Annotated in this window: 11 protein-coding genes; 5 read left to right on the forward strand and 6 right to left on the reverse strand. The window is 66.1% G+C overall.

All coding sequences use genetic code 11. The features are described from left to right. Positions 1 to 11 precede the first annotated feature (11 nt). The 6 genes from glyA to NAV27_RS12975 all read right to left on the reverse strand — a co-directional run bounded on the left by glyA (position 12) and on the right by NAV27_RS12975 (position 8962). Positions 12 to 1265, reverse strand: a complete 1254-nt coding sequence (glyA, locus tag NAV27_RS12950; RefSeq protein WP_102828608.1) for a serine hydroxymethyltransferase — start codon at positions 1263 to 1265, stop codon at positions 12 to 14. A 65-nt stretch (positions 1266 to 1330) separates the two neighbouring features. Then, positions 1331 to 2704 carry an alanine/glycine:cation symporter family protein gene (locus NAV27_RS12955; RefSeq protein ID WP_102828607.1) on the reverse strand — a complete coding sequence of 458 codons (1374 nt, stop codon included), beginning with the start codon at positions 2702 to 2704 and terminating at the stop codon, positions 1331 to 1333. Positions 2705 to 2879: 175 nt separating this feature from the next. Further along, complete coding sequence (gene gcvP / locus NAV27_RS12960) at positions 2880 to 5738, reverse strand: aminomethyl-transferring glycine dehydrogenase (protein ID WP_102828606.1); 2859 nt, start codon at positions 5736 to 5738, stop codon at positions 2880 to 2882. 9 nt (positions 5739 to 5747) lie between these two features. Next, the gene (gene gcvH, locus NAV27_RS12965; RefSeq protein WP_102828605.1) at positions 5748 to 6131 is read right to left on the reverse strand and encodes a glycine cleavage system protein GcvH; all 384 of its coding nucleotides are present in this window, start codon (positions 6129 to 6131) and stop codon (positions 5748 to 5750) included. 328 nt (positions 6132 to 6459) lie between these two features. Continuing rightward, positions 6460 to 7989 carry a transcriptional regulator GcsR gene (gene gcsR / locus NAV27_RS12970; RefSeq protein ID WP_043298998.1) on the reverse strand — a complete coding sequence of 510 codons (1530 nt, stop codon included), beginning with the start codon at positions 7987 to 7989 and terminating at the stop codon, positions 6460 to 6462. A 76-nt stretch (positions 7990 to 8065) separates the two neighbouring features. Next, the gene (locus NAV27_RS12975) at positions 8066 to 8962 is read right to left on the reverse strand and encodes a helix-turn-helix domain-containing protein (protein WP_369805834.1); all 897 of its coding nucleotides are present in this window, start codon (positions 8960 to 8962) and stop codon (positions 8066 to 8068) included. 309 nt (positions 8963 to 9271) lie between these two features. Here NAV27_RS12975 and NAV27_RS12980 point away from each other — a divergent pair, with 309 nt between their 5' ends. Genes NAV27_RS12980 through NAV27_RS13000 form a run of 5 tightly spaced genes read left to right on the forward strand, consistent with a single transcriptional unit; the run spans position 9272 to position 13699 of the window. After that, positions 9272 to 9466 carry a Flp family type IVb pilin gene (locus NAV27_RS12980; protein WP_102828603.1) on the forward strand — a complete coding sequence of 65 codons (195 nt, stop codon included), beginning with the start codon at positions 9272 to 9274 and terminating at the stop codon, positions 9464 to 9466. 18 nt (positions 9467 to 9484) lie between these two features. Continuing rightward, the gene (locus tag NAV27_RS12985; RefSeq protein WP_102828602.1) at positions 9485 to 10000 is read left to right on the forward strand and encodes an A24 family peptidase; all 516 of its coding nucleotides are present in this window, start codon (positions 9485 to 9487) and stop codon (positions 9998 to 10000) included. A 14-nt stretch (positions 10001 to 10014) separates the two neighbouring features. Further along, on the forward strand, positions 10015 to 11334 hold the full coding sequence (locus NAV27_RS12990; protein ID WP_102828601.1) for a DUF8689 domain-containing protein: 1320 nt from the start codon (positions 10015 to 10017) through the stop codon (positions 11332 to 11334). Between the two features lie 12 nt (positions 11335 to 11346). After that, positions 11347 to 12141 carry a Flp pilus assembly protein CpaB gene (gene cpaB / locus NAV27_RS12995; protein WP_102828600.1) on the forward strand — a complete coding sequence of 265 codons (795 nt, stop codon included), beginning with the start codon at positions 11347 to 11349 and terminating at the stop codon, positions 12139 to 12141. A 55-nt stretch (positions 12142 to 12196) separates the two neighbouring features. After that, positions 12197 to 13699, forward strand: a complete 1503-nt coding sequence (locus NAV27_RS13000) for a type II and III secretion system protein family protein (protein ID WP_102828599.1) — start codon at positions 12197 to 12199, stop codon at positions 13697 to 13699. Positions 13700 to 13708 lie beyond the last annotated feature (9 nt).

A 13708-nucleotide genomic window follows, 5' to 3' on the forward strand; every position in this document is an offset into this window, starting at 1 on the left:
CGATGGCCTGGTTATTCAACATAGACGGGGAACGTCGCGCAGAGGTCGGTGACCTGGGCTTTGACGCGCTCGATCACCGCCGGATTGTCGATGTCATCGAGGATGTCGCAGATCCAGCCGGCCAGTTCGCGGCACTCGCCCTCGCCGAAACCGCGCGTGGTCACCGCCGGCGTACCGATGCGGATGCCCGAGGTCACGAACGGCGACTGCGGGTCGTTGGGCACGGCGTTCTTGTTCACGGTGATATGCGCGCTGCCCAGCGCCGCATCGGCGGCCTTGCCGGTCAGGCCCTGGCGAATCAGGCTGACCAGCATCAGGTGATTGTCGGTACCGCCGGACACCACGTCATAACCGCGGCCGACGAAGACTTCGGCCATCGCGCGGGCGTTCTGTACCACCTGCGCCTGGTAGTCGCGAAAGCCCGGCTCCAGCGCCTCCTTGAAACACACCGCCTTGGCGGCGATCACGTGCATCAGCGGGCCGCCCTGGGCGCCCGGGAACACGGCGGAGTTGAGCTTCTTCTCGATCTCCTCGTTCTTCTTCGCCAGGATCAGACCACCACGCGGGCCGCGCAGGGTCTTGTGGGTGGTGGTGGTGACCACGTCGGCGAACGGCACCGGGTTGGGATACAGCCCGGCCGCGACCAGCCCGGCGACGTGGGCCATGTCGACGAACAGGTAGGCGCCGACCTTGTCGGCAATCGCGCGGAAACGGGCGAAATCCAGGACGCGGGAATAGGCGGAGAAGCCGGCGACGATCATCTTCGGCTTGTGCTCGACGGCCAGGCGCTCGACCTCGTCATAGTCGATCAGGCCCTGCTCATCGATACCGTATTGCACGGCGTTGTACAGCTTGCCCGAGGAGGAAACCTTGGCGCCGTGGGTCAGGTGGCCGCCGTGGGCCAGGCTCATGCCGAGCAGGGTGTCGCCGGCGTTGAGCAATGCCAGGTACACCGCGCTGTTGGCCGAGGAGCCCGAATGCGGCTGGACGTTGGCGTAGTCGGCGCCGAACAGCTCCTTGGCGCGGTCGATGGCCAGCTGCTCGACCACGTCGACGTACTCGCAACCGCCGTAGTAGCGCTTGCCCGGGTAGCCTTCGGCGTACTTGTTGGTCAGGCCGCTGCCCTGAGCCTGCATGACTTGCGGGCTGGTGTAGTTTTCCGAGGCGATCAGCTCGATGTGGTCTTCCTGGCGGCGGTCTTCGGCCGCGATGGCCTGGGCCAGCGCCGGGTCGTACTGGGTCAGCGTCAGGTTTTTGTGGAACATGTTCTTCACCTCTTGTAGGGAGCGGGCGCGACGAGGGTCGCGCCTCGAATCAGCGGTTCGCGCCTTCAGCGCTCGAAGGACACGGCCGCCTGTATACGGCGGCGGGCGAAATATTCACGGGTGAGCTTGACCACCACCGGGCTGAGCAGCACCAAGGAGATCAGGTTGGGGATGGCCATCAGGCCATTGAGGGTGTCGGCGACCAGCCAGGCGAAGTCGAGCTGGGCGACGGCGCCGAAGGGAATCGCCACGACCCAGAGCACGCGGAACGGCAGGATCGATTTGGTGCCGACCAGGTATTCCCAGCAGCGTTCGCCGTAGTAGCTCCAGCCGAGGATGGTGGTGTAGCTGAACACCACCAGCGACAGCGCCAATACGTACTGGCCGACGCCCGGCAAGGCGGTCTCGAAGGCCGCGCTGGACAGTGCCGCACCGCTGGCGCCGCTGGTCCAGACGCCGGTGGTGAGGATCACCAGTGCGGTCATCGAGCAGACGATGATGGTGTCGATGAAGGTGCCCAGCATGCCGATCAGCCCCGAGCGCACCGAGCAACGGGTGGTGCCGGCAGCCTGCGCGATACCGGCAGTGCCCAGGCCCGCTTCGTTGGAGAAAATGCCGCGCGCCACACCGAAGCGGATCGCCGCCATCACCGCTGCGCCGGCGAAGCCGCCGGTAGCCGCTGCCGGGCTGAAGGCGTGGTCGAAGATCAGGGCGAAGGCGCCCGGGATGGCCTGATAGTTGAGTGCCAGCACGGTCAGCGAAGCGACGACGTAGCCGACGCACATGAACGGCACCAGCATCTCGGCGACCTTGCCGATGCGCCGGACGCCGCCGAGGATCACCATTCCGGTGACGACCATGGTCGCCACGCCGGTGGCCCAGTCCGGAATGCCGAACGAGCCCTGCAGCGCGTCGGCCATGCTGTTGACCTGCACCATGTTGCCGATGCCGAAACCTGCCAGGCCGCCGAACAGCGCGAAGGCGCCGCCCATCCAGGCCCACCGGCTGCCCAGGCCGTTTTTGATGGCGTACATCGGCCCGCCGACATGCTCGCCGCGCTCGTCCTTCTCGCGGTAATGCACGGCCAGAACCACTTCGCAGTATTTGGTGGCCATGCCCACCAGCGCCGTACACCACATCCAGAACACCGCGCCGGGGCCGCCGAGGAAGATCGCCGTGGCCACGCCCGCGATGTTGCCAGTGCCGACGGTAGCGGCCAGACAGGTCATCAGCGCCTGGAACGGGCTGATCTCGCCGGATTCGTCATCGTCCTTGTGGCGCCCTTTCCAGAGCAGGGCGAAGCCGGCCGGGATGTTCAGCCAGGGCATGAATTTCAGATAGATCATCAGGAACAGACCGGTGCCCAGGATCAGCACCAGCATGGGTACGCCCCAGACAAGGGCATTGATGTCGTTTACCAACGTATTGAGGGTTTCCATAACTACTCCAATCTTGTTTTTATTTGGTAGCCGGTTATTGGCGTGGCCCGGAGGCGGTGGGTGCTTGTGGCTCCCGTGTTGTTATGGGTACGGATTGGTAGTGAGGACACTGGCCGGCGTGCGGCGGGGGATCGCCCCGCCCGCAGGCCGGCTTCCGGTCGAGGCCGGGGGCGCGTCAGTCCTGATAGGCCTCCATCGGTGGGCACGAGCAGACCAGGTTGCGGTCGCCGTAGACGTTGTCGACACGGGCCACGGGCGGCCAATACTTGCTGTCCACCGCGGTCTTGCCGGGGTACACCGCCTGCTCGCGGCTGTAGGGGTGCGACCACTGGCCGGCCAGTTCCGCCGCGGTATGCGGCGCGTTGGTCAGCGGATTGTCGGTGCTGTCCAGCTCGCCGTTTTCCACCGCGCGGATTTCCTCGCGGATGGCGATCATGGCGTCGATGAAGCGATCCAGCTCCTCCTTCGACTCGCTCTCGGTCGGCTCGATCATCAGCGTGCCGGCCACCGGGAAGGACATGGTCGGCGCGTGGAAGCCGAAGTCGATCAGGCGCTTGGCCACGTCGTCCACCGAAATCCCGCTGCTGTCCTTCAGCGGGCGCAGGTCGAGGATGCACTCGTGCGCCACCAGGCCGTTGCCGCCGGTGTAGAGCACCGGGTAGTGCTCCTCCAGGCGCCGGGCGATGTAGTTGGCGTTGAGGATCGCCATCAGCGAGGCCTGCCGCAGGCCTTCACCGCCCATCATGCTGATGTACATCCAGGTGATCGGCAGGATGCTGGCGCTGCCGAACGGCGCGGCGCAAACGGCACCGTCCTTGCGCTCCATCCGATCATGCCCCGGCAGGAACGGCGCCAGATGCGCCTTCACACCGATCGGGCCGACGCCCGGGCCGCCGCCGCCGTGCGGAATGCAGAAGGTCTTGTGCAGGTTCAGGTGCGAAACGTCGCCGCCGAACTGGCCCGGGGCACACAGGCCGACCATCGCGTTCATGTTGGCGCCGTCGATGTACACCTGGCCGCCGTGCTGGTGAACGATGGCGCAGATCTCGCGGATGCCTTCCTCGAATACACCGTGGGTCGAGGGGTACGTGATCATCAGCGCGGCGAGCTGAGCCGCGTGCTGCTCGGCCTTGGCGCGCAGGTCGGCGATGTCGACGTTGCCGCGGCTGTCACAGGCCACCACCACCACACGCATGCCGGCCATGTTGGCGGTCGCCGGGTTGGTGCCGTGGGCCGAGGAGGGGATCAGGCAGACGTCGCGCTGGTCATCGCCGCGGCTCTGGTGATAGGCGCGGATCGCCAGCAGGCCGGCGTACTCGCCCTGCGAGCCGGCGTTGGGCTGCAGCGAGACGGCGTCGTAGCCGGTGGCGGCGCAGAGCATGCGCTCCAGGTCGTCGGTCAGCTGGCGGTAGCCCTGGCTCTGCTCGGCCGGCGCGAACGGGTGCAGGTTGCCGAATTCCGGCCAGGTGACGGGGATCATCTCGCTGGCAGCGTTGAGCTTCATGGTGCACGAGCCCAGCGGGATCATCGCGCGGTCCAGCGCCAGGTCCTTGTCCGACAGTTTGCGCAGGTAGCGCATCAGCTCGGTTTCGGAGTGGTAGCGGTTGAATACCGGGTGCTGCAGGATCGCCGACTGACGCAGCAGGCCTTGCGGCAGTCTGGTCGCGCTGCTGGCCAGTGCATCGAAGTTCGGCAGGCTCTGCCCCGGTTGGGCGAAGACTTCCCACAGACGCTCGACCGCAACGCGATCGGTGGTTTCGTCCAGCGACAGGCCGATGCGCCCGGCATCCACTTCGCGCAGGTTGATGCGCATGTCGCGGGCCTGACGGTGCAGCTGCGCGGTGCGCTCGCCCGTGGCGAGGGTAAGGGTGTCGAAGAAGTTCTGCTGCTCGACGGTAACGTCCAGCGCACGCAGACCCTCGGCGAGGATCACGGTCAGCTGGTGCACCCGCCGGGCGATCTGCGTGAGGCCGCGCGGGCCGTGGTAGACGGCGTACATGCTGGCGATGTTGGCCAGCAGTACTTGCGCGGTGCAGATGTTGCTGGTGGCCTTCTCGCGGCGGATGTGCTGCTCGCGGGTCTGCATGGCCAGGCGCAGTGCCGGCTTGCCGTGACGATCCACCGAGAGGCCGACCAGCCGGCCCGGCATGTCGCGCTTGAACGTGTCGCGGGTGGCGAAGTAGGCGGCATGCGGACCGCCGAAGCCCAGCGGCACACCGAAGCGTTGCGCACTGCCGAGCGCGACGTCGGCGCCGAATTCGCCGGGTGGGGTGAGCAGGCACAGCGCCAGCAGGTCGGCAGCAACTGCCACCAGCGCCTTGGCGTCATGGAAGCGCTCGACCAGTGCGCGGTAGTCGAAGATGTCGCCGTTGCTCGCCGGATACTGCAGCAGGGCGCCGAAGTACAGGCTGACATCCGTGAGCTCACGCTCGTCGCCGACCACCACCTCGATGCCCAGCGGCTCGGCGCGGGTGCGCAGCACGTCGAGGGTCTGCGGGTGGCAGTGCTGCGAAGCGAAGAAGGCCTTGGCGGCCTTGTTCTTCGACAGGCGCTGGCAGAAGGTCATGGCCTCGGCGGCCGCGGTGGCCTCGTCGAGCAGCGACGCGTTGGCGATCTCCATGCCGGTGAGGTCGCTGATCAGCGTCTGGAAATTCAGCAGCGCCTCCAGGCGACCCTGGGAGATTTCCGGCTGATAAGGCGTGTAGGCGGTGTACCAGGCCGGGTTTTCCAGCAGGTTGCGCAGGATCGGCGCCGGCGTGTGGGTGCCGTAGTAACCCTGGCCGATATGGCTGGCGAACTGCTGGTTCTGCGCAGCGATGGCCTTGAGCCGGGCCAGTGCCTGGGCTTCGCCGAGGCCGGCGGTCAGCTCGAGTACGCTGGTGTCCTTGATGCTGTCGGGGATCACGCTGGCGCCGAGCGTCTCCAGCGAGTCATAGCCCAGCTGCTGCAGCATGGCGGCGGTATCGGCCGCACGCGGGCCGATGTGACGGCCAACGAATTCGTTGGCGGTGTCGAGGGGGAAAGGCTTGTTCATCGGGCCTCCTCAGACATCGTCGCTGGCGTTAAGCAGACGGTCGTAGGCGGCCTGGTCGAGCAGATCGGCCACGGCGCTGGCGTCTTGCGGGCGGAAGCGGAAGAACCAGCCATCCTGCAGCGGCGAGCTGTTGACCAGCTCCGGGCTGGCTTCCAGCGCGGGGTTGACCTCGACGATCTCGCCTTGCAGCGGCATGGCGATATTGCTGGCGGCCTTCACCGACTCCAGTACCGCGACCTCGTCACCGGCAGCGTATTCCTGCAGCTCCGGCAGCTGCACGAAAACCACATCCCCCAGCGCTTCCTGGGCGAACGGTGTGATACCCACGGTGACCAGGCCGTCGCTATCCAGACACAGCCATTCGTGATCGGCCGTAAAACGCAATTCGCTCATGGGTGAACTCCTGACTCTTGTTAGGGGCCCGCGACAATCCGCAGCGGGTGGAAAGGCTCGTGCGTTGCAGCGAGCGATTACCCTGATCAGAGCAAGGACAATGCCTGATTTGAAATATCCTTATAAATCAGTAGCTTGTCCAATTCGTGAGCAAGCCGTCGTGATCGATCTGGAGCGATTTCGATACAGCTGAGGCGACAGAGCGCACGCCAGCGTGCGCAGTCGGCCGCTTTGATGCTCTGTAACGATTTCATTCCGTTTGTAGCGAAATCGAAACGGCTCTGGAGCCAATGCGACATGGGCGCTGAGCGGGGCGTTTGGCGACCGCTTACCGGGAGGGAATGCCGTACTTGCGCAGGCGCATGGCGATGGCCGTGTGCGAGGTGCGCAGACGCGTAGCCAGCAGGCGGCTGGAGGGGTAGCTGGCGTAGAGCGTTTCCAGCAGTTCGCGCTCGAACTGGCTGACCGCTTCGCTGAGGCTGCCGACTTCCTCGGTAGGCACGGCGGTGGTGGTGCAGGCGATGTCCAGATCGCTGATTTCCACTGCGCTGCCTTCGCAGATTGCCGCGGCGCGGAAGATCACGTTCTGCAATTGCCGCACGTTGCCCGGCCATTGGTTGGCCAGCAGCGCCGGATAGGTGGCCGGCACCAGGCGGCAGGGTGTGCGGCGAATCTGCGCGCAGGCCTGTTCGAGGAAATGCCGGGCCAGCTGCAGGATGTCCTCGCCACGCTCGCGCAGCGGTGGCACCGCGAGGGTGAGCACGTTGAGGCGGTAGAACAGGTCTTCGCGGAAATGGCCTTCATCGACCATGCGCTGCAGGTCGCGGTGCGTGGCGCTGAGAATGCGCACGTCCACGCGGATCTCGCGCTCGCCGCCGACGCGACGGAAGCTGCCGTCGCTGAGAAAGCGCAGCAGCTTGGCCTGCAGATAGGGCGACATCTCGCCGATCTCGTCGAGAAATACCGTGCCCTGGTGCGCCAGTTCCAGCAGGCCCGGCTTGCCACCGCGTTGGGCGCCGGTGAAAGCGCCGGGCGCATAGCCGAACAGCTCGCTTTCGGCGAGGTTTTCCGGCAGCGCCGCGCAGTTCAGCGCGAGGAAAGGCGCGTTACGCCGCGCGCTCAGCGTGTGGCAGGCACGCGCCACCAGCTCCTTGCCGGTGCCGGTTTCGCCCTGAATCAACAATGGCGCATCCAGGCTGGCGACACGCAGCACGCGCGCCTTGAGGGTGCGCAGCGGCGGCGAATCGCCGAGCAGCGCATCCAGGCCTTCGGCGTGGTCATGATGCAGCGCTGCCAGGCGGCCGCCGATACGGTTCGGTGTGTAAAGCGTCAGCAGCGCGCCGGCCAGCTGATGCGCACCCGACAGGTCGGGATCGCTGATGGGCATGGCGTCGAGCAGCAGCGACTGGCCTTCGAGCGTGACCTCGTGCATCGGCAGGCGAAAGCCATGCGCCACCAGATTGCTGTGCAACTGCGCATCGCCGAACAGCGCGCTCAACGGCTGGCCCTGCGGATCGTGGCCGGCCAGCTCGATCAGCGCGGGGTTGGCCAGCAACACCTGGCCGCTGGCATTCACCGCCAGCACCGGATCGGGCATGGCGGCGAGCAGCGCATAGAGCTGCAGGTTGCGTTGCTGGCCCGGCAGGAGGTCGACCACCTCGACCGCGCGTACACCCCGCACGTTGAACAGCGCCTCGCGCAGTTCTTCGAGTACCTCGGCACTGAGCGCGGGCGCGTCGATATAGACATGCGGTGGAATCATCTCCACCGCATCGAGGTTGAGGTTGCGTCCGCCGAGCAGCGCAAGAACTTCCTGGGTGATGCCGACGCGATCGATGAAGGTGACGTGGATGCGCATGGGTGAGCCGGAGCGATTGCGGGAGAGAGCAAGTATGCCGCTATTCGCCGCGCCTCACACGCGGGCGAACGGAGCGCTATTTCGACAGGAAGGTCGGCTCGGTCAGGGGCAGCGACTCGGCCTCCAGGCCCAGGCGCTGCGCGTCGGACAGGTCGCGAACCGCCTCGCGGGCGGCCACGCCGGCGTTGGCGCGATATTCACTCGGGGTGCAGCCGACGAGCTGTTTGAACGCCCGGGCGAAGTAGGACGGATCGCGAAAGCCCGCCTCGTAACCGATGGTGGTGATGGACATCCGGCTGTTGTCGAGCCGGTCCTTGGCCAGTTCCAGGCGCTTGCCCAGCACGTACTCCTGGTAGCAGACGCCGTGCACGTCCTTGAACAGGCGGCTGAAGCGCGAGGGCGTCATGCCGCACAGCTGCGCCAGGTCTCGCTGGTCGATGTTCTCGCACAGGTGCTGGTCGATGTAATGCAGCGCGCGGGCGAGCGACTGGTGTTTCTGGTGATCGGCAGTCAGCCGGATGCTGGCCGGCAGGTCAGGGAAGTGCTCGCTGGGCATCTTGCGCTTGCCGCCTTCTGGCTGCTGGCGCAGCTCGCACAGCGCTTGCAGCGCCTGACGATAGCGCTGCAGCTCGGCGGTGGGCAGCGGCAGCGTGAGGTATTCCCAGACGCCCGAGCGCATCGCCCACACCGCCAGCTCCTCGGAGTGCTGCACGGTGAACATGGTGATCGGGATCGACGGCGCGGCGCGCTTGACCTGCTGCAGCTGGTTCAGGCCGAGCACGTCGGGGCGATCGTAGTGCATGCAGATCATGTCGATCCGGCGGTTGTGCGGGCTCGCGACGAGGCTGTGGCTCTGTAGCAGACGGCATTCGGCGAACGGGGTGAACTGTTGCATCAGCGTCGCGGTACTGCGGTCATGGGACAGGTCGAGCCAGAGCAACAAAGGAAGGGTGGGCGAGTTTGACTTCTGCACAGACTCAGCTCTTGGTTGTACTTGTTCGCAGAGAGTATTGGCGATGCGCCATCAGTCGCTAGGAATGGATTCTGCTAAGCGCTGCGCTAGATGGCTATTTGCCGTTATGAGTGTGCGAACGCTTCCCATCCTCCCCGTCAACGTCGCCAGAGGGTGCCAACCAGAGCGTTTGCGGCCTCTGGAAATTGAGTCCTAGCGACCCGCAACGGAGTCCTAACTGCGTAGTGGCACTCTGACTATCTTTCACATCGAGCGGCGCACGAAGCGTCGCCAGCTGTTGAACCGACATTCCTCAGTGAGGTGAGCGAAATGACCATTCAAACGATCAAGCACGCGGTGCTGAAGTTCGCGAAGGACGAAGACGGGCTGACCATCGTGGAGTATGCGGTGGCGGGGGGGTTGATAACGGTGGCGGTGGTGGCGGCGTTCGGACTGTTGGGTGGCCAGGTGGATACCACAATCAGAGCGCTGTGTGCGGCTGTCAAAGGTAGTGCGTGCAGTTAACTCCTGGGCGCCGCCACGATGTCCATGGTCGAGATATTCCCAATGATCGCCCTGTCTGGGCTACTCGGGATCGCAGTCATCAGCGACCTGCGCCACCACCGCATCCCCAACCTGTTGATCCTGAGCGGTTTGGCGCTGGGGCTGGCCGGGCAGCTGTTCAGCGGGGGGCTGGACGGGCTGGGGCAGGGGCTGCTGGGGGGATTGATCGGCTTCGGGCTGTTTCTGCTGCTGTACGCCGTGGGCGGTATGGCGGCCGGTGATGTGAAGCTGATGGGGATGGTTGGGGTGTTCCTGACGCCCGCACAGGCGCTGAGTGCGACCGCCGCCAGCCTGATGGCCGGCGGTCTGTGCGGGCTGGCCCTGGTGGTCTGGCGCGGGCAGTTGCGCCAGACGCTGGGGCGCTACGGGCTGATGCTGCGCACCCAGACCTATCTGGCAGCCGTGCCGGGCGAGGTCGCCGGGCAACCGTTTCCCTACGCCATCGCGATTCTGCTGGGCACGCTCGCCAGCGGCCTGTGGTTCCACTTCAACTAGCGCGGGAGGCCGCCATGTACGCCGTCAGCGATAGCGATGCCTACCCGAGCGAGCGTGAAACGGTGCAGCGCCTGGCGCCGCAGCCGCGCACCATCGCCGAGACCGGGCTGAGCGACCAGCTGCTCGTCGATCTGCTGTGCAAGCACCTGCACGAAGGCGGCGCGCTGGACATGGCGCGGCTGGTCGACCGGCTGGCATTGCCCGGCACCGTGCTGGAGGAAGTGCTGGGCCTGCTGCGCAAGGATGGCCGCATCGAGGTGCTCGGCCAGCACAACGGTCAGGCGCTGCGCTACAGCCTGACCGAACGCGGCCGTAACGCCGCGCGCGACGCGCTGGATCGCGGCGGCTACATCGGTGCCGCGCCGTTTCCGGTGAGTACCTATCGCTCGCTGGTCAAGCTGCAGACCGTCCACCACGCACGAATCGACGCCGAGAAGATGCGCGCGGCCTACAGCGGCGTGGTGCTCGCCGGCGAACTGCTCGACCAGCTCGGCGTGGCGGTGAATTCCGGCCGTGCGATCATGATCTACGGCCCGGCCGGTACCGGTAAAACGTACATCAGCGGCCGCCTGATACGGCTGTTCAGCGAAGCGATCTGGGTGCCGCACGCCATCGCCGTCAACGATGCGGTGGTGGAAATCTACGACCCGCAGATTCACCAGCGTCTGGATGAACCCGGACAGAACAACCTGCTGCTCAACGAAGGCATCGACCGGCGCCTGCTGTGCTGCATGCGCCCGCTGGTGGCCTGCGGTGGCGAGTTGAGCATGGAACAGCTGGACGTGCGCTACGACCCGCTGAGCCGGCGCTTCCTGGCGCCGCTGCAGCTCAAGGCGAGTAACGGCCTGTTCATCATCGACGACCTCGGGCGCCAGCGCATGCCGCCGGCCGAGCTGTTCAACCGCTGGATCGTGCCAATGGAGGAAAAGCGCGACTTCCTCAACCTCGGCGGCGGCCGCCAGTGCGTGTTGCCGTTCGACCTGATCCTGGTGTTCTCCACCAACCTCAATCCGCTGGAACTGGCCGACGAGGCCTTCCTGCGGCGCATCGGCTACAAGCTGCGCTTCAGCTACCTCAAGCACTCGGAGTACCAGGGCATCTGGCGCCAGGAGAGCGAGCGCCTGGGCATCGGCTTCGACCCGCAGCTGCTGCGCTACGTCCTGCGCGAACTCTACGAGGCCGAAGGCATGCCGCTGGTGCCCTGTCACCCGCGCGACCTGCTGGGCATGGCGCTCGATCGCCAGCGCTACGTCGGCGCCAGCGGCCCGCTGACCCCGACCGACCTGCACTGGGCCTGGCAAAACTACTTCGTTCAGCTCGACTACCTCGAATAAGGAGATGCAGACATGGGCTCACGTACCCTCACGCTGATCGCGCTGTCGCTGCTGCTCGGTCTGGGCGCGGTCTGGATGGCCAACAACTGGCTGAGCGCCCGGCTCGACGCCGGCACCACCGACAACACCCAGAACGTGGTGGTGGCCACCACCGAGATTCCCTTCGGGCAGATGGTCGAGGCGCAGCACGTGACCCTGGTGCGCATGCCCAAGGGCACCGTGCCGGACGACTCCTTCGCGACCACCGAAGAGGTGATCGGCAAGATCGCCACCTTCGGCATGCTGCGCGGCGACGTGCTGCGCGGCGCGCGGCTGGCCGAGCACCTGGGCGGCAGCACGCTGGCCTCGCTGATCGCCACCGACAAGCGCGCGGTATCGGTGCGCGTCGACGATGTGGTGGGGGTGGGCGGCTTCCTCCTGCCGGGCAACCGGGTCGATGTGCTGGCCACCAAGCGCAAGGGCAGCGGCGACGAAGCCGAGGCCAAGACCATTCTCGAAGACCTGCGCGTGCTGGCCGTCGACCAGACCGCCAGCACCGACAAGACCCAGCCGGTGGTGGTGCGCGCGGTGACGCTGGAAATGACCTCCGAGGAGGCCGAACAGCTGGTCAAGGCCATGACCGAAGGGCGCCTGCAACTGGCGCTGCGCAACCCGCTGGATAACCAGAAGAAACCCGTCGCCGCCGCGCCGGCCCCGGCTCCCGTGGCCGTGGCGCCGAAACCGGTGGTGCGCCGGCGCGCGCCGGCGGATAGCGGCGTGACGATCATTCGCGGCACCGAGGTGAACATGACGAAGGTGGGCCTGTAGGCCACCACCGCCAGCGACGCGCGGCCGCGACGGCCTGACATGCAAGGAGAGGGCTATGAAGAACATGCGCAGAGTGGGGGCTCTGGCCCTGATGCTGGGGAGCCTGGCGATGCTGTCCGGGCTGGCGGGCGCCGAAACCGTGCCGGCAGTACGCGCCACGCCGGCGGCCAATATCAGCGACGTGCAGGTGCCGATCTACAAATCGCGGGTGCTGACCACGCGCACGGCGGTCAAGCGTATCTCGGTGGGCAACCCGGCGATTGCCGACATTCTCATCACCAGCCCGACGCAGCTGTACCTGCTCGGACGCTCGCTCGGCAGCACCAACGTGCTGCTGTGGGACGGCAACAACCGGCTGATCGACAGCCTCGATCTGGAAGTGGTGCACGACCTGAGCGGGCTGAAAGGCAAGCTGCATCAGGTGCTGCCCAACGAGCCCATCGAGGTGTTCAGCGCCCAGGGTGCGCTCGTGCTGCGCGGCCAGGTCAGCAATGCGGCAGCGATGGACAGCGCGTTGAAGCTGGCCGAGAGCTACGCCCAGCAGGCCACCAAGGACGACAAGCAGGGCGCGCAGGCCGGTGCTGCGGCCGAGCAGCCGATGCCGCTGATCAACCTGATGAGCGTCGGCGGCAGCCAGCAGGTGATGCTGGAGGTGAAGGTCGCCGAGATGCAGCGCAACCTGTTCAAGAACCTCAACGTGCGCTTCAACGCACTGGACTTCGGCTCGTCCGGACGCTGGTCGGGCGGCGGTTTCAACAATGGTGACGGCTTGGGCTTCGATAAAGACGGCCTGGTCAACCCGACCACGCTGTTCGGCGACGGCACCGGCATCTTCGGCCAGTTCCTCTCCGACAACTTCCTCTTCAACGTGGTGCTCGAAGCGGCCAAGGACAACGGCTCGGCCAAGGTGCTCGCCGAACCGACGCTGACCACCCTGACCGGGCAGCAGGCGGAGTTCATCTCCGGCGGTGAATTCCCGGTGCCGATCACCGAGGACGACGGCATCACCATCGAGTTCAAGGAATTCGGCGTCGGCGTGAAGTTCCTCCCGGTGGTACTCGATTCCGGGCGGATCAATCTCAACCTCAACGTATCGGTCAGCGAACTCTCCAACGCCAACTCGCTGGTGCTCGACACCGGCCTGGAAAGCATCCTCGGCAACGGCGTCAACCAGGTCATCCCGTCGCTGACCAAGCGCAGCGCGCAGTCCACCGTCGAGCTGGGCAACGGCCAGACCATCGCCATCGCCGGCCTGATCAGCGAGAACACCCGCGACTTCGTCAGCCGCTTCCCCGGCCTGGGCGATGTGCCGGTGCTGGGCCAGCTGTTCCGCAGCCAGCAGTTCATCCACGGCGAGACCGAGCTGGTGATCCTGGTCACGCCGCACCTGGCCAAGCCGGTGGATGCGCGCACGGTGCGCCTGCCGACCGAGCATTTCGTCGAACCCAGCGACGCCGAGTTCTACCTGCTCGGCAAGACCAAGGGCAGCACGCCGGGCCGCGCGGTGCCGGTGAGCCTGGGCATCAGCGAAGGCCGCTTCGGCCACGACCTCAAATAACGGAGCCGC

The sequence above is a fragment of the Stutzerimonas degradans genome, from assembly GCF_024448505.1.
Taxonomy (GTDB): Bacteria; Pseudomonadota; Gammaproteobacteria; order Pseudomonadales; family Pseudomonadaceae; genus Stutzerimonas; species Stutzerimonas degradans.

What these genes read in the sequence shown, in the direction of transcription:
- glyA (WP_102828608.1), bottom strand. Translation starts at nt 1,265, where the DNA reads ATGTTCCACAAAAACCTGACGCTGACCCAGTACGACCCGGCGCTGGCC.
- NAV27_RS12955 (WP_102828607.1), bottom strand. Translation starts at nt 2,704, where the DNA reads ATGGAAACCCTCAATACGTTGGTAAACGACATCAATGCCCTTGTCTGG.
- gcvP (WP_102828606.1), bottom strand. Translation starts at nt 5,738, where the DNA reads ATGAACAAGCCTTTCCCCCTCGACACCGCCAACGAATTCGTTGGCCGT.
- gcvH (WP_102828605.1), bottom strand. Translation starts at nt 6,131, where the DNA reads ATGAGCGAATTGCGTTTTACGGCCGATCACGAATGGCTGTGTCTGGAT.
- gcsR (WP_043298998.1), bottom strand. Translation starts at nt 7,989, where the DNA reads ATGCGCATCCACGTCACCTTCATCGATCGCGTCGGCATCACCCAGGAA.
- NAV27_RS12980 (WP_102828603.1), top strand. Translation starts at nt 9,272, where the DNA reads ATGACCATTCAAACGATCAAGCACGCGGTGCTGAAGTTCGCGAAGGAC.
- NAV27_RS12985 (WP_102828602.1), top strand. Translation starts at nt 9,485, where the DNA reads ATGTCCATGGTCGAGATATTCCCAATGATCGCCCTGTCTGGGCTACTC.
- NAV27_RS12990 (WP_102828601.1), top strand. Translation starts at nt 10,015, where the DNA reads ATGTACGCCGTCAGCGATAGCGATGCCTACCCGAGCGAGCGTGAAACG.
- cpaB (WP_102828600.1), top strand. Translation starts at nt 11,347, where the DNA reads ATGGGCTCACGTACCCTCACGCTGATCGCGCTGTCGCTGCTGCTCGGT.
- NAV27_RS13000 (WP_102828599.1), top strand. Translation starts at nt 12,197, where the DNA reads ATGAAGAACATGCGCAGAGTGGGGGCTCTGGCCCTGATGCTGGGGAGC.